The organism is Methanosaeta sp. UBA356 (genome assembly GCF_002496465.1).
GTDB lineage: Archaea > Halobacteriota > Methanosarcinia > Methanotrichales > Methanotrichaceae > Methanothrix > Methanothrix soehngenii.
In genome coordinates this window covers 1-19,515 of sequence record NZ_DAKC01000122.1, presented here as the reverse complement: position 1 = coordinate 19,515, position 19,515 = coordinate 1, and the positions used below count along the sequence as shown (strand labels likewise).

Here is a 19,515-nt window from a genome sequence, read left to right as displayed (position 1 = left end):
AGCAGATATGGCACGCTACCCATCAGGACGATGGCAGCCAAAAGGTCCTTTACCCATAACGCTGCCACGGCAATAATAAGAAGGAATAACAGTAACAATAAGTCAATAGGAAGTATCATTTCTTTGCCTCCTTTATTCCTCCATAAAGACATGACCCACTTTTTTTTGCATGGTCTGGTCTACGGTAAGAGATTCTGCAGGCTCTTTGGCAATGGCATGCACTATGTATCTCCCTTTCTCAGGCTCGATATCTATGGTTATTGTCCCTGGAGTCAATGTGATGGAGTTTGCAAATGTGACTAGGGCGAAGTCGCTTCTCAGAGTTGTATCAAATTCTATGATTCTGGGGTCTACCGGCAGAATGCCCAGGACACGTTTTGTCACATCAATAGTGGCCAGATAAATTTGCCATAACTCCCATCCGATATAAGGAATTAATCTTCGTATCTTCAAGAGCACATTCTCGCCTCGGCTGGGCACGAAGATCTCGTAGGTGAGGAATGAGACAATCAATGCTGCCAATATACCTCTTGACGATACTTTTAAGAGATCGTAGGGTTCGAGAAGATAAACGGTCCAGGCAGATAGGAGCATCCAGAATGCGAACATGACGCAAAAAGTCAGGGCAATTGAGAAGGCCATGCTTTCTTTTTTCATAGCTGTCATCTCTCCATCACATCCTCTTGTCGCCCTTCCTCCAAACCGGCAAGCCGCTAGCATATGCAGCTTTCATCAAGGCATGCGTACCTGTAGGACCGACCAACAGGTAAAAAGCCGACACGAAGATCAGTTTAATCGTGATAAAGCTCAATCCTTCATAGGTCATGCAACCTACTATTATGAGGATCTGTCCAAGTGTGTCGCATTTTCCCGTAGCATGCAACCTGGTATAGAAATCAGGAAACCTCAACAGCCCCGCTGTTCCAATTATCATGAAGAAGGCTCCTGCCGCCAAAAACATTGTAGCTACCAAGTCTATCGCAAGCATAGTTCTCCTCTTTCTGCATATTTGGCGATAATTATCGTTCCAATAAATGCAATTACAGCATACATGAGTGCAATGTCGATGAATTCCGGTCTTTCGATGATATAGCCCACCACGATCAAGAGCACAATCGCCTTCGTGCCTATCACATTCGCAGCAACGATACGGTTGAACGTCCCCGGTCCATAGATAGCTCTGTACGAGCACACTAGAATTGTGCTCGCTATTATAATTCCAACGACAAGAAATGGGATAATCATCACTGATAATGTTGATAATACTTATATATGTAGTTTTCGAAGCCGTGTTCGACGATATGTATATTCTTAATTGGAAATATATATAGATTCGACGAGTCTCTGCGAACAATTATCTGCACTTAGTCAATAATTTATCGTGTCAATTGAAACTAAATTAATTTACTAGCTCAGTGAGATGATGATCCTTGTAAATATTGAATTTAGGAATATAGATTTAATGATAATAACAGTGTAATTGATAAGTCGCCTGAGTTAATGCATATCGACTCGTAGATGTGAGTTCGGAGTCTATCGAATCCCTGGTCGCGCACAGGAGTGGCTGAAAACCGCCAACATACGAGATGGTGAATATTGCTGGAAGAAATATACCTTTTGCTACTGCTTTCCGGCGATGATTTCAGCAGACGTCACCTGCAACCAAACGCACAACATGATAATTATCTTTTTGTTTTTGATAAATTCAACGAGATTGGCGAAAACTTCTTAATTAATAAATGTTATTGATCATGATTGGAGTAAATAGCATGGAGATCTTGCATTTAGTGAGGTCTAAGACTTCACATTCTCAAGACGAGCTGATCGCTAGGGCGGCCAGATCCTGGGACCCTGAGTTTCCTGGACGGATGGAGCTTCCTCGCAAATATGCCGCGGTATGCAGGGAGACCATAGTACTCGCCAAATCTAAACAAAAAGATCCCAAAGAGGTGTTGCCCGAAGTCTGCCGGATCAGGGGAATAGATGAATCAGAGGCTATTGAAGCGCTGGATGCTCTGGCTTTAAGCATCGATGAGGAAACTTATCCCTCCAGGAGGAAACAAGGGATGCAAGCTGCAATAACCTCAAAAACCAAAGACCTCTTGGCGCGCTTGAGGTGATGCGAGAGGATTCCGACATGGAGAACTACATTTGCATATAGCAGCGATCACTTAGAATAAATCTTATTGAATAAATATAGAAGAATGTTATCTGCGGCATTAGCGATCTTTTCTGGAGTGCCTTAAACCAGGTGTAGTAATATACCACCTTCCCTTCTTGCCTTTCAGGAACTCCATGGATGCCGCATAGTCTTCAAAGTAATGAGCTTCTCCACTATCCAAATTTATCACAGAGATCCTCCTTTCCATGACGAATCCCTTCTGTTCCAGCAAATCCTCGACCTCCTGGCGCAGCTTGCTCTTCTTTTTGATCAGGAGATGCTCTTTCTCAGGACTGCAGTCTGGCATCGCCGCCGCATCCCTCATATACGGGCGGGCCTGGCCAACTCCAAAGCCCACCTTATGTACTCTGCCGCAGGAAACTCATGCACCGTGGTGACCACAATGAGACCCTCTCCGTGCCTGGCCATGACCAGAATGGCCCTGCCCTTATCGTCCTTTATCACCGTCTCGAAGCCCTCTCCTGGAATGAGGTAGCCGTCGCACTCCGGGTTGGTGGTGCAGATCAGGCAGGAGCAATCCCCCTCAGAGGGATTGACACTCTGAGTGCTCATTTCGCACTTGTATTTCAAGGGGAGAGGTAGCCAATCAAAGTCATGCTCCGGGACCAGGGGGCCGAACACCGTCAGCACCCCGCCATTCATGACAAAGCGTTCTATATTCGATTTCATCCTCTCCAGACCGGGAAGGATCTGGGAATAATCCGGATTGGCAAAGCCGGAGGGAATCATCACCATCTTGTACTGGGGCAAAAATGGGCTTCCCAGGATGTTTGGCGACAGGAACTGGTAGCTGGCCCCTACATCCTGGAAGAGCTTCTCGAAGAGCAGAGTCCTCTGGCCGATGAGTGCGATGTCTGGCATATGCCATTATCTTAGCCAGGCAAGGGGAAAATCTTTATGGTTCCCATGGTTTAATATCTCTGCAATTATGATTTTGCTCCATAAAGCTTATTACTAAATATCACCTGTATTTTAAACGCGATTATACATGGAACAGGAATTAATGAGGATAGGCGTCTCGCTACCTGAAAAGCTTCTTTCCAGGTTCGACGAGATAATATTGAAGCGCGGCTACTCCTCGCGCTCCGAGGGTATAAGGGATGCAATCAGAAACTACATCGTCCACTACGAATGGATGAGCGACGTGCAGGGGGAGAGAGTAGGGGTCATCACCCTGGTCTATTCCCATTCCCAAAGGGGCTTGGTGGAGAATCTGACTGAGATCCAGCATGATTCGGGCGATATCATCCAGTCCAGCCTCCATGTCCATCTGGACCACGACAACTGCCTGGAGGTGATTGTCTTGCGGGGAGAGGGCAAGGACGTGAGAGTGGCGGCGGAGAAGATGATGTCCCTGAAGGGTGTGAAGCATGTCAAACTGACCACCACCTCCATGGGAAAGGAGCTGTAGGCTCTGCATCGAGAAGTTGGCACCCAAGAGAAAAGCAATATCCCGATGCCACCGGAAGAGATTGCTCCAGGGATATATATCCTGCATGAAAGGGATGGTGCGCGGCTAGCGACGAGATCGTCCGATCCCGTGCCCGTTTACGGCGAACGCATCCACAATGGATATCGCCTCTGGGACCCATATCGCTCGAAGCTCGCCGCCCTCATCCTGAAGGGAAAATGGCAGACTCTCCCCTTGAAGAGCAACTCCCGGGTACTCTACCTGGGAGCATCCACTGGCACCACCGTCAGCCACGTGGCGGATATTGTCTCAGAAGGCCTGGTCTATGCGGTGGAGTTCTCGGCCCGCTCCATGCGCGACCTGGTCCGGCTGTGCGAGAGACGCAAAAACATCATTCCCATCCTCGCCGATGCGGCAAAGCCGGAGGAGTATGCTCCTCTCCTGGAACCGGTGGATCTGGTCTACCAGGATGTAGCTCAGAAGAATCAGGCCCAGATCGCCTCTCTCAACTGCGCGAGGTACCTGGGCCAGGGAGGCGAGCTGTGTCTCATGCTCAAGAGCCGCTCGGTGGACACGACCGCCCCGCCTCAAGCAGTTCTCCAGTCAGAGCTAAAAAAGCTGGAAGGGCTGGAGCTTATTAAGATCATGAACCTGGAGCCATTCCACCTGGACCACTGGGCGGTGCGGGCCAGGTGGAATCCGGGCCCATCAGAAGAGGGCCATTGATACCCGGATATTATATTTATTTTATTTAACCGATTATCTTGTGAATCTCATCAGAGATTATATTGGGCAGCAGCCTGACGTAGCCCACCAATGGTATCTTCACCCTGGCCACCCCTATGACCCACTCATCCTTCACCGGGGTCAGATAGCTGATCCCATCTCCCACAAAGGTTCCATTCTCGGTCTGGTAAAGGAGCAGGCCGGTGTTCTTGTCCAGATACACGTCATCGCCCACCCGCATGATATCATCGCGATGCTGATCGAAGTACGACATATTTGCCATGCCCAGGGTCTGGCCTGCCATCTGGTCGATGACCTCATTATGATCCCCTTTGGTGATATAGCCAGCAAACGGCGCTCCAGGCCCTCCCTCCCACATCGGCTCATTCTCCTCCACGTGATATAGAGCACGATGGATTATGGGTATGGCCTTGCCCTGGCCGGGAGGCATTCCCAGGACCATTTTGAGCTGGTCGAAGAGGTTCAGGCTCTCCTTGCCATAAGGCCGATAGAGGATGACGTCCCCAGGATTGTTGAATGCAGTGTAGTTCATCTTTTCTCCCTCATCCCAGGGAATCACCTCGGTGCGGCTTGCCCCCTGAACGAGGATAATATCTCCCACATTGAGATTGGGCACCATGCTTCCCGACTCCACAGCCACCATAGGCGTCCAGAGGCCCAGAGTTATCTGGGAGAGGAGGGATATGGCTCCCACCACCACTACAACGAAAATTATATCTTTGGCCAGCTGGGGGATAGGCAGACTGTCAAACCATTCTCCGATCTTCATCAGCCACATTTATCAGTTGGTACATTCTTATACTCCTTTCGATGCTGCAGATATCCCCCAAGTCGGCCAAGAGCGTTCCAGCCCAGGGCAGGGAGACTGTGCAGAGGTTCGCCGAACAGGGCTACCAGCTGGAGCCGGAGGCCCTTGAGGCCATATGCCGCTATCAGGGCAGCCAGGAAGAGCTCTTCCGGCGCATAATCGGCAGCATAGATAGATCCCTGGCGGTGATCGGAATGCAGCACATCAACGGCCTCATCCAGTCCTCTCCAAAAAATGGAATTGGTCATGCCGCATCCACCACCCCCATCCAGAGAAGGAGCACCCACATCCTGCCAGCTTCATCCAGAACTCCTTCCCGTCCATCCTTCCCTTCCGCCTCCAGGACCCCGCCCTCCTCGATCGAACCATCAGCATCTGAGATCACCTTGGACTCAGCGCCCTCCGATCCTCATACCCAGGGCTCTGCTCAATTGAGCTGCGACATAACCGGGCGGTCGACCTGTGTAGGCGAGTACGATGATTTCGTCTGCTACTTTCGGGACAGATATGCAAAGATCAGAGAGATCCTCTCCCGCCGGATCAACTCCCGGCCGATAGAGTCCTTGAGCAAGAGCACATCGGGCAGAGAGGTCTCTCTAATCGGCATGGTCCTGGATATCAGAAATACCTCCAAAGGCAACCGGGTGATAGAGCTGGAGGATCCCACCGGGATGATAGTGGCGGTCATCCAAAAGGATGGGGAGGCCTATGAGGAGTCAGGACAGATAATTCCGGATGAGGTCATAGGAGTCACGGGCATTTCAGACGGTAATGGAAGGATCTTCGTCAAATCGCTGCTCTGGCCCGATATGCCCAATCAGACCGCCTCCCTGGAGAAAGGTAGCGGCCATGCCATACTCATATCCGATCTTCATGTGGGGAGCAAGTATTTCATGGATGAGGCCTGGCAGAGGTTCTCCGACTGGCTGAACGGAGAAGCGGATGATCCCAGTGGGCTTGCCTCCCAGGTGGAATACCTGGTGATCGCCGGAGACCTGGTGGATGGGATTGGAATTTATCCTGGCCAGCAGAACGATCTGGCGATAATGGATATCTATTCCCAGTACGAGGCGGCTGCAGGGCTGCTAAATGCCATAAGAAGCGACATCAAGATCATCATCTCCCCGGGCAATCACGACATAGTGCGCCAGGCGGAACCCCAGCCCGCTCTCCCTCCCGAGGTGCAGAAATACTTCCGACCTGATATGCTCTTCGTGGGCAATCCCGCTTGGGTTACATTGAGCGGCATATCGGTGTTGATCTACCATGGCCGGAGCATAGACGATCTCGTCCTCCGCCTGCCCGGAATCGCCTATGCCAACCCAGAGAAGGCGATGATAGAGATGCTGAGAAGAAGGCACCTCTCCCCAATCTATGGCAGCCGGGTGTCTATCGCACCGGAGAACGAGGATCATTATGTCATCTCCCATCCCCCGGCAATTCTCCATTGCGGGCACGTCCATACCGTGGGAATCGCCCGCTATAAAGGAGTGGCAGCGATAAACAGTGGCACTTGGCAGTCGCAGACTGATTTTCAGAAGAAGATGAACATTCAGCCGGTTTGTGCAGTGGCGCCAATGGTAGACCTGGCCACATTAAAGGTTCGAAAGCTAATATTCGCCTGATTCATCTTTATAAACACAACAAAAAAATTTTTATAGTAATAGAGAGAGTAGTATATCCGGCGAATACGATCATAGGTAGGAGGAATACGAATATGGCGGAATAAATCACCGGGCAATGAGTGCTCCTCAAACTGCAGGTACAATCGTTGGCGGTTAGTATCTCTTACCAAAAAAGATAAATATTATAGAGAGAAATTGTATCGATATCAAACAACGAAAGGGGTGAAATTATTAGACAGAAGGGTGTTATTTTAGTGCTGGCCATAGCTATGCTGTCAATACCTGCATTTGCACAGGGCATGGGCGGCAGTGGCAGCATAGATATCTTCGGAAAGAACGGCGTGATATTCCAGACAGAAGGTTCAGCATACCTTTTCCCGGAATTTCAGGATACCAATGCGGATACGATGGTAATCGGAAATGACAGAGCAATGGCCTTTGGAGTGCCATGGCACAGGGCTCCCGTAACTTTGGCTACCAATAACCTGGAGGTCATAAAGAACCAAGACACTGGTGACTGTGAATGCTGCGAGGAAGAATGCCAGGACTGCTGCATCAAGGTCAATATAGACCAGATCAAGATCGGCAATAGAGACGCTCTTGCATTCGGATTTGCCTCCGCCACCAACAACGTCAAGGTGATAGCCAACCAGCAGTGATATCAAGCCAGTCGAATCAGACAGGATTGGACATGAAGATTTCAAGGAGACCCGCCGATGCAATAAAAGCGGGTCTTCTAATAGTTTTTCTCTTATCGGGCCCAGTCTTAGCCGGGCAGAGCCAAGACAGGCCCATCACCTCATGTGAGATCTCAAATCACCTTGATCAAACGCCAACCGATGCCTTCATCGGCCCAAGAACAGATTCCATTCTGCTCTCACAACCCAGAGAGATGCTCATGCCAGATATGGCTGCTTTAACCGCAAAACTGGAAAATCTATCCGCAGCCTACGCCCAGAGGCAAGGGGAGCTTTTTCCCAACAGCCTCCAGAAGAGCAGCAGCAATTGCAGCGATCCGGATCTCAGCGGCCAGGATATAGGCCTTGAGGGCCAGCTTCGAAACCGCCTGGACATAAGAGTATCGGGAATATCCGTTCGCGCCATCAACACCGTGGAAGGGGGGAAGGCCACCGCCACCTCCAACATAATCATCGAGCCGGTGCAGATCATCCAGCTCCCTTGCCAAGCAGCAGATAAGCTGAGATGATCAAGGGCCGCTAAAGATTATGGGGAGAAGGGGTCCAGAAGATCACGACAGTGTCCCGACAAGAGCCGGGATGGCTGTATCAGGCACGCTTCGGATCCTTATCCCTCTCTTTCTCCATCGCCTCTTTTGCCAGCCGGATGGCACACAGCTCAGAGCACATGGTGCAGGTGTCGGTCTCCAATCCTCGCCTGTGTCTGATCTGCTTAGCTCTTGCCGGATTTATCGCCGCCTGGAACTGGCCATCCCAGTCCAGAGCGGCTCGCGCCCGGGACATCTGCAGATCCCAGGATCTAGCTCTTTCTCGCACCCCCGGCCGGGTGAGGTCGGCTGCATGGGCAGCGATCCGGGTGACATAGGTTCCCTCGATCACGTCCTCTCTATTGGGCAGGTCGAGGTGCTCGGAGGGGGTTGTGGCACAGAGGAAGTCCGCTCCCGCCATGCCAGCGATCACGCCACCCATGGCAGCGGTGATATGGTCGTACCCGGGGGCGACGTCCGTCACCAGGGGTCCGAGAAGGTATAAGGGCGCTCCGCCGGTCAAATGCTTCATCGCCCTCACACTGGTCTCGATCTCATCCGCGGGCACATGCCCCGGCCCCTCCACCATGGCCTGCACTCCCGCAGCTCGCGCCCTTTTAACCAGCTCACCGAGCATGATGAACTCCATGTACTTGGCCCGGTCAGATGCATCCTCGATGCACCCTGGCCGCAGACCGTCGCCCAGCGAGAGGGTCAATTCATACTCCCTAGCTATCTCCAGCAGGTAGTCGAACTCCTGATAGTAGGGATTCTCCTCTCCAGTATCGGCGATATATTTCATGGTCAAAGAGCCGCCCCGGCTCACCAGCCCCATCAGTCGAGGGTCCTGCCTGAGCCGCTCCAGGGATATCTTGTTCACCCCGGCATGAACGGTGACGAAGTCCACCCCATCTCGGGCATGTCGCTCCAGGGAATCAAACATCCCCTGGCTGGTCAGCTCCTTTTTGACGGCGGCCTGATAGATGGGCACTGTGCCCAGAGGCACTTTTACTGCTGCCAAGATCTTCTTGCGCACCAGGTCCAGGTCACCTCCGGTGGACAGGTCCATCACAGCATCCGCTCCCGCCTCAGCTGCCGCCAGAGCTTTTTCCACCTCTACCTCCGGGGAGTCGAGGTTCTGGGATGTGCCCAGGTTGACATTCACTTTAACGGCTAGCATCTCCCCTATGCCTGCCGGATCCAGCCCTTCGCGGCGAACATTTCCCGGGATGACCACCCTGCCCGCGGCCACCAGCCGGGCCAGCTTTGCCGGATCTATTCCCTCTTTTCTTGCCACCCGTTCGATACTTTGGGGCACGCGCCCACTGCTTGCCTCTTCCATCAGGGTCATTGTTACCAACTAATATATTGTAGGAGCAACTTTCTCGCTGCAGGTGTTTATCAATGGTTGAAGTGCATAAGGTTAGCGGTGCCGCCTTCGATGGCAATGTCTACCTGGTCTTGGATGAGAAGCCCATTCTGGTGGACGCGGGCATGATGGCAGGGCCGACCTTAAAGAACATCAAGAAATTCATCGATCCAGCCAAGATCGAGCTTATCGTCCTCACTCACTGCCATCACGATCACTCCGGTGCCGCTCCCGCCCTTAAGGAGGCGACAGGAGCACGCCTGATGCTGAGCGAGAAGGAGGTGGGCTGCATAGGAGATGAGCTGGCATCGGTTGCATACCTCTTCGGCCAGCAGGCCCCGGAGTACAAAGTGGACGAGACCCTGAAAGAGGGGATGGTCCTGGATATTGGGAAATGGAAGCTGGAGGTCATGGAGACCCCAGGGCACTCCACCGGAAGCCTGTGCCTTTATGAGCGGACGGAAAAGGTGCTATTCTCCGGAGATACAGTATTCCCTGACGGTAACATCGGCAGGACGGATATGTTCGGCGGAAGCACCGACGAATTGGTCCGCTCCATCCAGAGGCTGACAGAGCTGGATGTCAAGGTTATGTATCCCGGCCATATGGATATAACCAGCCGAGATGTCAATCGCCAGATTCAAATGAGCCTGAGGTTTGCCAAGAGCATCTAGTGGGATGGGTGTCAATCTCATGACAGACAAGAAAGATCTAGTGAAAAGGGAATCCGAATCCATATTCCAGACCTACGGCCGCCAGGACGTGCTCCTCGTCAAGGGAAGCGGTGCTCATGTTTGGGACAGCGAAGGCAGGGAATACCTGGACTTCGTCGCTGGCATAGCGGTGAACAGCATAGGCCACTGCCATCCTAAGTTGGTGGAGGCGGTCAGCCGCCAGGCTGCAGCTCTCATCCACACCTCCAACCTCTACTACACCGAAAACCAGGTCCTTTTAGCGGAAGAGCTGAAGGGGCTCACCGGCATGGACCGGGCATACTTCTGCAACTCTGGAGCGGAGAGCATAGAAGCGGCGCTCAAGCTCGTCCGCCGGGCAACGGGCAGGGCGAAGATCGTGGCGGCGGAGAGGGCCTTTCACGGTCGCACCCTGGGGTCCCTTGGCCTAACACATAAAGCCGCTTATAGGGAGCCGTTCCGGCCGCTGAGGGAAGCGGAGTTCGTCCCCTACAACGATAGCGAGGCTATGAAGGCAGCAGTCACCTCCGAGACCGGAGCGGTGTTCCTGGAGCCGGTACAGGGTGAGGCAGGAGTCTATGTGCCGGACGGGGACTATCTCAGAACAGCGCGAGACATATGCGATGACCAAGGAGCCCTTCTCATCCTGGATGAGGTGCAGACCGGATTTGGACGGACCGGCAGGTGGTTTGCCAAGGAGCACTCCGGGGTTGTCCCTGATATCATCTGCCTGGCCAAGGCCATTGCCGGAGGCCTGCCCATGGGAGCGATGCTCGCCCGTGGCAGCTCTTCTGAGTCCTTCCAGAAAGGAGACCACGGCTCGACATTCGCCGGCGGCCCCCTGATCTGTGCTGCCGCCCTGGCAACGATCGATGTCATACGAGAGGAGAAGCTGGTCGAGCGCTCAGAGGAGTTGGGCAGATATCTTAAGTCAGAGATAGAGAAGCTCAATCCCAGGGAGGTTCGCGGCCTGGGGTTGATGGTCGGCCTGGATCTGAATTGCGACTGCAAATCGCTGGTGGAGAAGGCCCTGCAAAAGGGAGTGCTGATCAACAACACTGGAGAGCATACCCTCCGCCTCATCCCGCCCCTGGTGGTTACGAAGGAGGAGATAGACAGAGTGGTGGAGGTAATAGGTGAGCTCCTCTAGGCAAAGCGCCAGGGAGAGCCTGAAGAGGCTGCGCCCCTATGTGGCAGGCAAGGGTTTCACTGAGATCTCACGCCGCTATGGTCTCGACCCGGCGGATATCGTAAAGCTGGGAAGCAATGAGAATCCATACGGTCCCAGCCCTAAGGTTTTTGAAGCCCTGCAGAATGTCTCCCCGGAGAGGTATCCGGAGCCCGAGGAGCTGATGGAAGGGCTGGCCAGATACACCGGCTCTCCGGAGGAGATGCTGGTCATAGGAGCGGGCATGGACGGGGTGATGGACACCCTGACCCGGCTCTTTTTGGAGAAGGGCGACCGAACCTTCATCCCCACCCCCACCTTCAGCTACTATGAGATCCTGACCGTTCTGGCAGGGGCAGAGCCGGTATTCTCCCCCCTGGGACCGGACTTCCGGATTCAGGAGACGGTTCCAAAGGAGGCAAAGATGGCTTTCATCTGCTCGCCGAACAATCCCACCGGAAACGCCCTTAAAGAAGAGGAGCTGTGCCGTCTGCTGGAGACGACGGAAGCCATCGTCTTTTTGGACGAGGCTTATGTAGAGTTTGCAGAGCGGAGCCTGGCGGAGCTGGTGAGTAGATACGAGAACCTGGTGGTGGGACGGACTCTATCCAAAGCCTTCGGCCTGGCGGGGATGCGCCTGGGCTATGCTCTGATGCCCGAGTGGATAGCCCAGGAGTTCTGCCGGGCGGCTCCGCCCTTCTTTGGCATCTCCAGCGCCTCAGTTGCTGCCGGCGCAGCAGCGCTCGCGGATCTGGACTTTATGAACGAATCGGTGAGAAAGATAAGAATGGAACGCAGTCGCCTGCAAAAAGAGATCAGGTCTTATCCCTCCCAGGCCAACTTCCTCTACCTGAAAACCGAGGAAGCCTCGGACTCATTTGCAGAGAAGTTCCTGCAAAAAGGTATCATCATCCGCGACTGCCGCTCATTCCGGGGTGCAGGAGAAAATCACGTCCGGGTGACAGTGGGAACGGCAGAGGAGAACGACCGGTTCCTCGCCGCCTTCAGGGAGATCCGGCGCTGATATGCAGATCGCCCTGACCGGCACTCCAGGGACGGGCAAGACCACCGTTGCTCATCTATTGCCTTACCGGGTGATAGACATCAACGCCTTAGTTAGGGAGGGCCTGAACTTCGGCACCGATCCGAAAAGGGGCTGCCTGGAGGCGGACATGGATGGACTGGCTGAGCGCCTGGTGGAGATGGATTCTGACCAAATCGCCATCCTTGAAGGCCACTTCTCCCATCACTTCGCCCAATGGTCGATAGTCCTCCGGCTGGCTCCACGGAAGCTGGAATCCCGGCTGGAAGAGAGAGGTTACTCGCCCGAAAAGATAAGGGAGAACCTGGAGGCTGAGGCTCTGGACGTGATCTTAGTGGAGGCCGTTGAGTATTGCCAGCGGGTGGACGAGATAGATGCCACCGGACGGACCCCCCAGGAAGTGGCCGATCTGGTGGCAAAGATAATCGAGGGAAAACTGGTGATGCCTCCAGGCCAGGTGGACTGGCTGGAGGAGTTCTTTGGGTAAATCGAGTTATCTCAAAATTCAGGACTCGAGCGCCCGGGCAATTATCGGAGCCACAGAGACGGTGCTCACTCCCTTATCCAGGGTGTCAGTGGCCAAGACGCCCTCAACCCCGGAGCGGTAAAGCTTAAGGACCGCCGATCCGGTGAGGACGGGATGCACTGCTGCCAGATAGACCCGGGCGGCGCCCTGTGCACGCAGCATCTCTATGGCCGTGGCCATGGTGCCGCCGGTGGCGATCATATCATCGAATATCACCACGTCTCTATCCCGGACGTCGATCTCTTTAGGAGCCATGCGGACCTCGGTGCCGGAGAGGCGGGTCTTCTGCAGGTAATCGCTATCCGCTCCCAGGGCGGCGGCGGCAGTCCTGGCCATGGCCACTGCTCCCTTGTCCGGGGATATGACCACCGGGTCCTTCAGGCCGAGGGAGGCCACATTTTCCGCTAAAAGCGGCGTTGCATCCAGGTTGTCCGCCGGACAGCAGAAATGATTCAGGATGGATGGAGAATGGATGTTTACCAGATGGACCCGGCCCTCTTTCAAGAAGGGATTCAGAGCTCTGGCCACCGCCCTGGCGGTCATGGGCTCCCCGGGCTTGAAGATCTTATCCTGGCGGGCATAGCCGAAGTAGGGTATAACCAGATCGATGCTGCTCTCCTGGCAGATATCCAGGAGCTGGAGCAGATAGACCAGATCCCTATCAGTAGGGGTGGACTGGATTATTGCCACCTTATCGTCGAGCGGTGCCGTCACCTGGGTATATGACTCCCCATCGGGAAAGGTCTTGTAGTCGCATAACGCCAGCACCTCACCCAAAATCGCTGCCACCCTGCCCGCTAAAAGCTGGGAGGCCGGACCTCCTATGATCACTCTTTATTCTCCTTTAGCTTCCTACTACCATCATTTTAACCTTCAATGTGGGGGTGACTATGGGGCCTATTGACCGGCGGTCAGTGCCCACCTCAATCGTCTTCAGGATCTCAAATATGTTCCCCGCGAGCATCAAGGATCTGATCGGCTGGGCCTCTCCACCGGGAGAGATTCGAAAAGCATTGCGCGCCTCGACTGAGAAGTCGCCAGATATGGGATTGGCAGTATGAGCGCCGATGAGGCCATGGACCAGGTAGCCCTCTGTCTCCGCCTGGAGGTCATAGGCTGAGGGTGAGTCAATGATCAGATTTCTCGATCCCACCCGAGGGAGATCGGAGTAGCCCGAACGCACCGAGTTTCCTGTGGAGCGGACGCCGTCCTTCCCTGCAGTATAGTTATCATAGAGAAATCCCTTCAGTATCCCACGCTCGACCAGGACCGTCCTCTGGGAGGGCACTCCCTCCCCATCGAAGGCGGAGGAGTCTATGCCCCCGGGAAGAAGGCCGTCGTCTACGATCATGAGATCTTCGGAGGCAATCATCTCCCCCAGCCGACCCCTAAGAGAAGAACGACCCTTCTGAACGCTATCCGCCTCTAATGAGGTGAGGAATGCTCCCTCTAACAGCTCCGCTACCGCTAGCGGCCTGAGCAGCACATCGAACCTTCCGCCTTCTCCTTTAGCTCCACCCAACGAGGCCCGCGCCATCTCCCCTGCCATGCGGCCCACTGACTGCATTGATAGCTCTAAGTGGCGGGAATTGAAAAACTCGCTGCCTGTGGCCACGTCATCCCTCCGGGCAATGGCCTCCATTGAGGCCTGCATGAGGGTCGAGGTCTCCACCAGCTCTATCCCCTGAGAATTGAGCACAAATCCTGTGCCTGAGACACAGGCCACACCGCCGGAGACCGGCTCTGCACCATCGACCTCATTGCAGCCCGCCAAGAGGCTATGGGCGATGTCGATGCACTCCTCGGGACTGATCTTATCCAGCCGCCGGTCATAGATCCCCTCGGGCTCTGTTACCCTCTCCGGCTGAGGGAGAGCGATCCAGGTGTCATCCCTGCCCCGTGCCCTGGCCGATCGAACAGCGCTCATGGCTACGAACTTCAGCTGAGCCATGTCGCTGCTGCTGGAGAATCCGACAGCACCATCCACTACCGCGCGCAATCCCAGGCCGCAGTGGTAGCTCTCGCTCGCCATCTCCACGTATTCCCTGCGGAGGTCGACATCGACCGAGCGTCCTACCATACCATAGACCTCGGCCTCTGTTGCCCCTTCTTTTAAGGCCAGGGATAGCAGTCGGTGGGCGGATTCAATGAGGCTATCCGATGTACCTGAGATCTTCATCCCCACCCGCTTCGAAGGGAGACTGGGCCCGTTCCATCTCCTGGAGCTTGCCTATGATCTTCTCCATCTCCTTCGCCCTCTCCTCAAGGGCATGCATTCCCACCTCTAAGCCCAGGATCCCGGACAGAACGCGCAGGACCTCTGATGCAGCCTTTGGATCGACCAGATAGCCACTGGTAACACCCATCAGACAGATCACATCCAGACCACGAAGGGCTCCCAGGCCCAGCAAGAGGCCGGAGACGCCTATAATGCCCCCACCGGGCTCGTTCTCCTGGAAGAGGACCCCCTGCGTTTTCATCTCCTCCACCAGCTCGATGCTGGTGGCCGCGCCCATCACCGAGGACTTATCCACGAACTGGCCGGTACCATAGCCGCCCAGAGCATAGATTCGCCTAACCTTGTAGCTCTCGGCGATGTCCAGAAATATGCTGGTCAGCTCGTAATGGCCCTCATTGGTGGCACTCTGATAGTCGCCGATGATGATCAGTAGATCGGGCTCCCCGTTCTGCCCCCGTCGCGCATAGATCTCATTTTTCACCTGCTTGATGGTTCCATCCTCCTTCACCATCACCTGGGGAGGAAAATGGGGGGAATAGATCTCAATGATCTTTTCGGCATGCAGCTCCTCTACCATGTGATCTGCCACCAGCTTTCCCACGTGGCCTACCCCAGGCAGCCCCTCAACCATAATAGGATCGGTGAGATCTACATCTTTTATGCGAAAAACCAGGGTCTCTTTCATTATGCCTCCGAGGCTAGGGCTCTCCTGTATCTGCCATAAGGATCATCAGGGGAGAACCTCGCCGGCTTGCTCGCAATGGCACGGCCGCCACAGGAAGGACATATCTCCTTCAGAGTGTATCGAGCGCAGGACTCGCACCGCAGGATCTTGGATCTCATGCCTCTCTGTGGAAAGCGCCCTCTCCGCCGTGTTGTTCTATATAGCTTACTATGGCCTGAGCGGCCTTTTTGAGAACAGACTCTGCATGCTTATAGTCAGGAGCAGTTACATGAATGCGGTATCGCGGTGCTCCGATATACGAGACTGAGAGGGTAGCATCCTTGTCCTTGGTCCTTCTGGCCTGTTTTAAAGCCTTGCGGATAACCTCTACACCATCCGGGGCGGGAGAGGTGATATCCACATAGCCGCTGATGTCAACCGACGGTATCTTGACATTATCTCGAGATAGGCTCTCTAAGATCTTGACATCCTCTTCGGTGAGATCGGCTTCGTTCAGAGCTTCGGCGCCACTGATCGCCGCCTCTTCCATGGCCAGATAGAGGCTGTCGTAGATGGCCATGAGAGAATCAGCCACCCTCTTGGCATCCTCGGGCCGGTCTTTATAGGCCATCTCCAGCCATTTCCAGGCTTTCTGGTCCGCCTTCCACTCCTGGATCTTCTCCCGCCTCTGATGCTCATTCACATCCTTGAGAGATAGATCGATGTGATGGCGGGAGGTATCTACATTCAGTACCTTACATACAATCTTCTGCCCTTCTCGCACATGGTCGCGAATGTACTTGATCCATCCGCTGGCTACCTCGGAGATATGAATCAGGCCCTGCTTGCCTGCATACTCGTCTATGGAGACGAAAGCACCGAAATCCACCACTTGAGTGACGGTACAGACCACAAGAGATCCGGGCTCTGGCCAGCCCTCACGTTGCATTAGAAATCACTCGAGCACTTCTACTACGGCAGTTTTGATCAATGCCTTGCCACCAGTGGGCTCAGCCAATGTGCGCCCGCATACCAGGCATTTCACCACGGTTGAGGCATGGGCGAAGATCACCTGCTCATTCTCGCAGTCGTTGCATTTTACCTTGACGAACTTGCTGGGCATATCTAGCTCTCCACCAGATCGAACTTGCCCGCCTTGAATCCAGGGCGGTTGTGGGCCTTCTTGCACTCACCACAGCGATATCTCAGGTTAAGTCTCTTCGTGGGCTTGTCTCCGCCTGGAACCTTGGAGAACTTGCCCTGATTCCCTATTCCATTGGCTCTGAGCTTCTGCCTGGTAATGCGGGTCAAGGTTGAAGCCCGGCCTTTTCTCACCCTTTCCACCGTTTGTGCGGTGTGCTTCTTGCAGAACGGACAGTAAGCGTTAAGCTTCTTTGGCATCTTCACTTCTTATCATCTCTGGATCTTCACTTCTGAAGCTAAATTTTTGTTGCGCAGATTTCTGGCATGGACGGCAGGGAGGACGACCACGTCGTCCCTGGCGAGAAGGTAATTCTTCCCGTCAACTCCCGCAAACATAGGAACATCATCCAGCAACCGCACGACTTCGTATTCCCGCAATATATCTTTTTTGCCCGTTAAAGGCCTTTCGGTGGGAGTCATATGGGAGAGGATGGACTCCCGGCCGAGGGCAATGGTCGAGAGCATCTGCCGGTAGATCTCCGTCTCCTCTGCAGTCATGCCGGAGAAGACCTCCTCCCGAGAAGCTGATCTCGCATTGCGGAGCGCCCGGCGGACGATCTTCTTTATCCTCTGGTCGATGAGCTTGTTCAGACTGCTTCTCTCGCTCTTGAGGGTATCCTGCAGGATTTGAGCCTCAACGCTGAAGGGATCTATGATTTGAGAGAGCTCCTGGCCCATGCCGGTCAGATAAGTGCCAACCTGCTGATAGAAATCCTCATCCAACGGCTGAAGCTCCGCGGACTTGCGCTCTTCCCGGAGCGCATTGGCCAGATCCATTTCACCACCTCATCATCAAATTTATGCGGACTGATCTTAAGTGGCTGGATAGTATAATAGCTTTTCATCGTTCTAGTGTCTTGTCCTAGCCTCTGCCACCCCTCTGGCCATGAGGAATACGGCCACGCAACTTGGCAGTTCCTCGGTGCCCTCCTTCAGGCTGTAGCTGTTCCCCTTCATCTGAGTGCTGAAGGGCTTTGAGATCTCTAGAAAAACCGGTTCATCCCCGAAGACCACCGCATCCTCCAGGGGGTTGAACTCCTCCAGGCCGCTAATCGATAAGGGAGTCACCCTCAGCCCCGAGCCGCCGTGCAGGCTCCCAGGGCATCGAATCAGCCGACGGACATCAGCGGTCACCGGCTCGTCGGTCTCCCCCCGTTCCTGGTTCAGGTTCAGTCCCACTACCACTCCTTCGCTGTCCAGGCATTCCTTCAAGAGAAGCTTCCAGATGCCTGCACTGCCCCGAAAGAGGTCCAGGTTCCCCCGGCGGATCTCCTCTATCACCCCCTCACCCTCTAGGCTGCGGTAGAAGCTGGAGGCTTTCTTGGGGCCGATGCCTCGGACCCTGGTGAGGACGGCTACCGCTCCGGGCTCGTCGAGGGTGCGCAGCCCTTCCACAAAGGAGATGATCGAGCGGTTGATCCTCCCCCCCCAGCCAGGCGAATCCCGAGCAGGAGCTATAAGACGCCTGCCCCCCTCCCGCCCCCATCCTTCAACCGGAGCCTCGTGAATGAATCGGTCCAAAACCAAGCCCCTGCCTGATAAGTAGTCTACCACCTCCCGGCGCTCATCCCCCCCGAAGCTATAGATCCGCGGGTCCCGGACATGGATGTGATATCCCCGGCCGCCGGAGAAGACGACGCTAATTTTACTTTCCGCAAAACCGAAATCGGATAGCAAAAAGGAGAGGAGCTTTAGGGTCTCCCTCTTGACCTGCTCCAGCATCCCGGCATAGCTACTGGCTGCACCGCGCAGGTGATCGGCATCCAAATCGAATATTAGGTCCGCTCCCTGCCATATCTTCTCTTTCATCGTCGGCGCACCGGGCCGCTGGTAATAGGCGGCGGAATGATAGACATGGCGGGGAATCATGGAGCGCACATAGTCCACCAGCTCCCCCCGGCTGAAGAAGGACTTGTGCCGGCGCATGCCTGAGTCATCGAAGAAGAGAAAACCCCATTCCCTGGACTGGAGGCCTGGAGGGGCATCCAGGGTGGCCTGGATATAATACTCCCGGAACTTCGATATGAGGAAGTTCATGGTCAGGGGGTTTATGCCATCACCTCAATACACCTCGGGCCGGCGGTCGGAAAAGCAGGGGATCTCACCTCGTACCTGGTCCCTCTCGGATAGATCGACCTCGCCGAATATGATCTCTTCGCCGCTCTCCGCCTCTGCCAGCACAGTGCCCCGGGCGCTGATGATCATGGAGCCGCCTCCTTCTGCCCAGTTGCAGGCCAGGTGAGGGATCTGGTTCTCTATCGCCCGGGCTAGGCTTAGCGCCCGCCACTGCTCCTCCCGCTGCGCGGGAAACTGGGCCACGGTCACCAGGAAGTCAGCATCCTGCAGGGCAAGGGAGCGGGCCACCTCGGGAAAGCGCAGGTCGTAGCAGATCTCCAGCCCCACCCGGCCCCACCTGGTGGCTATGGGGGAGATCGAATCCCCCCCATCGAAGTGCTTCTTCTCCTCGCCGAAGGGATGGATTTTGGGGCGCAGCTTCAGGCCGGTGCGGTCCAGGCAGAAGCCGAGGTTTGACCGGCCGCCGCGCACCGAGCCGATGATCAGGCAGTCAGAATCTTTTGCCAGAGCACGGAAGGGATCGAGCTCCTCAAATGCG

Annotated in this window: 27 protein-coding genes; 10 read left to right on the top strand and 17 right to left on the bottom strand. The window is 54.7% G+C overall.

The window, feature by feature from the left end; translation table 11 throughout:
- Positions 1–132 precede the first annotated feature (132 nt).
- From BP727_RS11965 to BP727_RS11955, 3 genes are read right to left on the bottom strand one after another with little or no spacing between them, the layout of a single operon-like run.
- A complete protein-coding gene (locus BP727_RS11965) occupies positions 133–657 on the bottom strand; it encodes a Na+/H+ antiporter subunit E (protein WP_013719273.1) in 525 nt (174 codons plus the stop codon).
- 16 nt (positions 658–673) lie between these two features.
- Positions 674–988 (bottom strand): monovalent cation/H(+) antiporter subunit G, encoded by a 315-nt coding sequence (gene mnhG / locus BP727_RS11960; protein WP_048132059.1) that lies wholly within the window; start codon positions 986–988, stop codon positions 674–676.
- Complete coding sequence (locus tag BP727_RS11955; RefSeq protein WP_286858994.1) at positions 976–1,194, bottom strand: monovalent cation/H+ antiporter complex subunit F; 219 nt, start codon at positions 1,192–1,194, stop codon at positions 976–978. The genes mnhG and BP727_RS11955 overlap by 13 nt, the downstream gene beginning before the upstream one ends.
- Positions 1,195–1,751: 557 nt before the next feature.
- Here BP727_RS11955 and BP727_RS11950 point away from each other — a divergent pair.
- Positions 1,752–2,120, top strand: coding sequence for a hypothetical protein (locus tag BP727_RS11950; protein WP_157863712.1), 369 nt, complete (start codon positions 1,752–1,754; stop codon positions 2,118–2,120).
- Positions 2,121–2,219: 99 nt separating this feature from the next.
- Here BP727_RS11950 and BP727_RS11945 read toward each other — a convergent pair whose 3' ends face one another.
- Together BP727_RS11945 and BP727_RS11940 are read right to left on the bottom strand one after the other, a co-directional pair.
- Entirely contained in the window at positions 2,220–2,468 is a 249-nt protein-coding gene (locus tag BP727_RS11945; RefSeq protein WP_013719277.1) for a hypothetical protein, read from the bottom strand.
- 14 nt (positions 2,469–2,482) lie between these two features.
- A complete protein-coding gene (locus BP727_RS11940; protein WP_013719278.1) occupies positions 2,483–3,043 on the bottom strand; it encodes a hypothetical protein in 561 nt (186 codons plus the stop codon).
- Between the two features lie 127 nt (positions 3,044–3,170).
- Between BP727_RS11940 and nikR the strand changes: the two genes are divergently transcribed.
- Both nikR and BP727_RS11930 read left to right on the top strand, forming a co-directional pair.
- On the top strand, positions 3,171–3,593 hold the full coding sequence (gene nikR, locus BP727_RS11935) for a nickel-responsive transcriptional regulator NikR (protein WP_048132064.1): 423 nt from the start codon (positions 3,171–3,173) through the stop codon (positions 3,591–3,593).
- A gap of 45 nt (positions 3,594–3,638) precedes the next feature.
- Positions 3,639–4,319: a fibrillarin-like rRNA/tRNA 2'-O-methyltransferase gene (locus BP727_RS11930; protein WP_013719280.1), complete on the top strand. Its 681-nt coding sequence runs from the start codon at positions 3,639–3,641 to the stop codon at positions 4,317–4,319.
- A 25-nt stretch (positions 4,320–4,344) separates the two neighbouring features.
- Here BP727_RS11930 and BP727_RS11925 read toward each other — a convergent pair whose 3' ends face one another.
- A complete protein-coding gene (locus BP727_RS11925) occupies positions 4,345–5,118 on the bottom strand; it encodes a S26 family signal peptidase (protein ID WP_013719281.1) in 774 nt (257 codons plus the stop codon).
- Between the two features lie 32 nt (positions 5,119–5,150).
- Here BP727_RS11925 and BP727_RS11920 point away from each other — a divergent pair, with 32 nt between their 5' ends.
- The 3 genes from BP727_RS11920 (at position 5,151) to BP727_RS11910 (ending at position 7,980) form a co-directional block, all read left to right on the top strand.
- Entirely contained in the window at positions 5,151–6,773 is a 1,623-nt protein-coding gene (locus tag BP727_RS11920; RefSeq protein WP_013719282.1) for a DNA-directed DNA polymerase II small subunit, read from the top strand.
- A gap of 269 nt (positions 6,774–7,042) precedes the next feature.
- A complete protein-coding gene (locus BP727_RS11915) occupies positions 7,043–7,432 on the top strand; it encodes a hypothetical protein (protein ID WP_157863714.1) in 390 nt (129 codons plus the stop codon).
- Positions 7,433–7,464: 32 nt separating this feature from the next.
- On the top strand, positions 7,465–7,980 hold the full coding sequence (locus BP727_RS11910) for a hypothetical protein (RefSeq protein ID WP_286858990.1): 516 nt from the start codon (positions 7,465–7,467) through the stop codon (positions 7,978–7,980).
- Between the two features lie 79 nt (positions 7,981–8,059).
- Here BP727_RS11910 and thiC read toward each other — a convergent pair whose 3' ends face one another.
- Entirely contained in the window at positions 8,060–9,349 is a 1,290-nt protein-coding gene (gene thiC, locus BP727_RS11905; protein ID WP_286858988.1) for a phosphomethylpyrimidine synthase ThiC, read from the bottom strand.
- Between the two features lie 53 nt (positions 9,350–9,402).
- Between thiC and BP727_RS11900 the strand changes: the two genes are divergently transcribed.
- Genes BP727_RS11900 through BP727_RS11885 form a run of 4 tightly spaced genes read left to right on the top strand, consistent with a single transcriptional unit; the run spans position 9,403 to position 12,756 of the window.
- Positions 9,403–10,041 (top strand): MBL fold metallo-hydrolase, encoded by a 639-nt coding sequence (locus tag BP727_RS11900; RefSeq protein WP_273278075.1) that lies wholly within the window; start codon positions 9,403–9,405, stop codon positions 10,039–10,041.
- A gap of 19 nt (positions 10,042–10,060) precedes the next feature.
- Positions 10,061–11,209, top strand: coding sequence for an acetylornithine transaminase (locus BP727_RS11895; RefSeq protein WP_286858985.1), 1,149 nt, complete (start codon positions 10,061–10,063; stop codon positions 11,207–11,209).
- Positions 11,196–12,251 (top strand): histidinol-phosphate transaminase, encoded by a 1,056-nt coding sequence (hisC, locus tag BP727_RS11890; protein ID WP_013719288.1) that lies wholly within the window; start codon positions 11,196–11,198, stop codon positions 12,249–12,251. The genes BP727_RS11895 and hisC overlap by 14 nt, the downstream gene beginning before the upstream one ends.
- A gap of 1 nt (position 12,252) precedes the next feature.
- The gene (locus tag BP727_RS11885; RefSeq protein ID WP_286858983.1) at positions 12,253–12,756 is read left to right on the top strand and encodes an adenylate kinase family protein; all 504 of its coding nucleotides are present in this window, start codon (positions 12,253–12,255) and stop codon (positions 12,754–12,756) included.
- An 18-nt stretch (positions 12,757–12,774) separates the two neighbouring features.
- Here BP727_RS11885 and BP727_RS11880 read toward each other — a convergent pair whose 3' ends face one another.
- From BP727_RS11880 to BP727_RS11835, 10 genes are all read right to left on the bottom strand, one after another.
- Positions 12,775–13,626 (bottom strand): ribose-phosphate diphosphokinase, encoded by an 852-nt coding sequence (locus tag BP727_RS11880; RefSeq protein WP_013719290.1) that lies wholly within the window; start codon positions 13,624–13,626, stop codon positions 12,775–12,777.
- Positions 13,627–13,639: 13 nt separating this feature from the next.
- Positions 13,640–14,974: a TldD/PmbA family protein gene (locus tag BP727_RS11875; RefSeq protein ID WP_286858980.1), complete on the bottom strand. Its 1,335-nt coding sequence runs from the start codon at positions 14,972–14,974 to the stop codon at positions 13,640–13,642.
- Positions 14,949–15,719 (bottom strand): proteasome assembly chaperone family protein, encoded by a 771-nt coding sequence (locus BP727_RS11870; protein WP_273278080.1) that lies wholly within the window; start codon positions 15,717–15,719, stop codon positions 14,949–14,951. The genes BP727_RS11875 and BP727_RS11870 overlap by 26 nt, the downstream gene beginning before the upstream one ends.
- Entirely contained in the window at positions 15,719–15,877 is a 159-nt protein-coding gene (locus tag BP727_RS11865) for an RNA-protein complex protein Nop10 (protein WP_273278081.1), read from the bottom strand. The genes BP727_RS11870 and BP727_RS11865 overlap by 1 nt, the downstream gene beginning before the upstream one ends.
- Positions 15,874–16,647, bottom strand: coding sequence for a translation initiation factor IF-2 subunit alpha (locus BP727_RS11860; protein ID WP_273278082.1), 774 nt, complete (start codon positions 16,645–16,647; stop codon positions 15,874–15,876). Before BP727_RS11860 ends, BP727_RS11865 begins: the two co-directional genes overlap by 4 nt.
- 6 nt (positions 16,648–16,653) lie before the next feature.
- Positions 16,654–16,821 carry a 30S ribosomal protein S27e gene (locus tag BP727_RS11855; RefSeq protein WP_273270984.1) on the bottom strand — a complete coding sequence of 56 codons (168 nt, stop codon included), beginning with the start codon at positions 16,819–16,821 and terminating at the stop codon, positions 16,654–16,656.
- 2 nt (positions 16,822–16,823) lie between these two features.
- On the bottom strand, positions 16,824–17,105 hold the full coding sequence (locus BP727_RS11850) for a 50S ribosomal protein L44e (protein ID WP_013719295.1): 282 nt from the start codon (positions 17,103–17,105) through the stop codon (positions 16,824–16,826).
- 6 nt (positions 17,106–17,111) lie between these two features.
- Positions 17,112–17,678 (bottom strand): hypothetical protein, encoded by a 567-nt coding sequence (locus tag BP727_RS11845; protein ID WP_013719296.1) that lies wholly within the window; start codon positions 17,676–17,678, stop codon positions 17,112–17,114.
- Between the two features lie 72 nt (positions 17,679–17,750).
- Positions 17,751–18,938, bottom strand: coding sequence for a DNA primase small subunit domain-containing protein (locus BP727_RS11840; protein WP_013719297.1), 1,188 nt, complete (start codon positions 18,936–18,938; stop codon positions 17,751–17,753).
- A 24-nt stretch (positions 18,939–18,962) separates the two neighbouring features.
- Positions 18,963–19,515: nitrilase-related carbon-nitrogen hydrolase (locus BP727_RS11835; RefSeq protein ID WP_276620068.1), on the bottom strand; the 553-nt coding region annotated here is incomplete at its 5' end.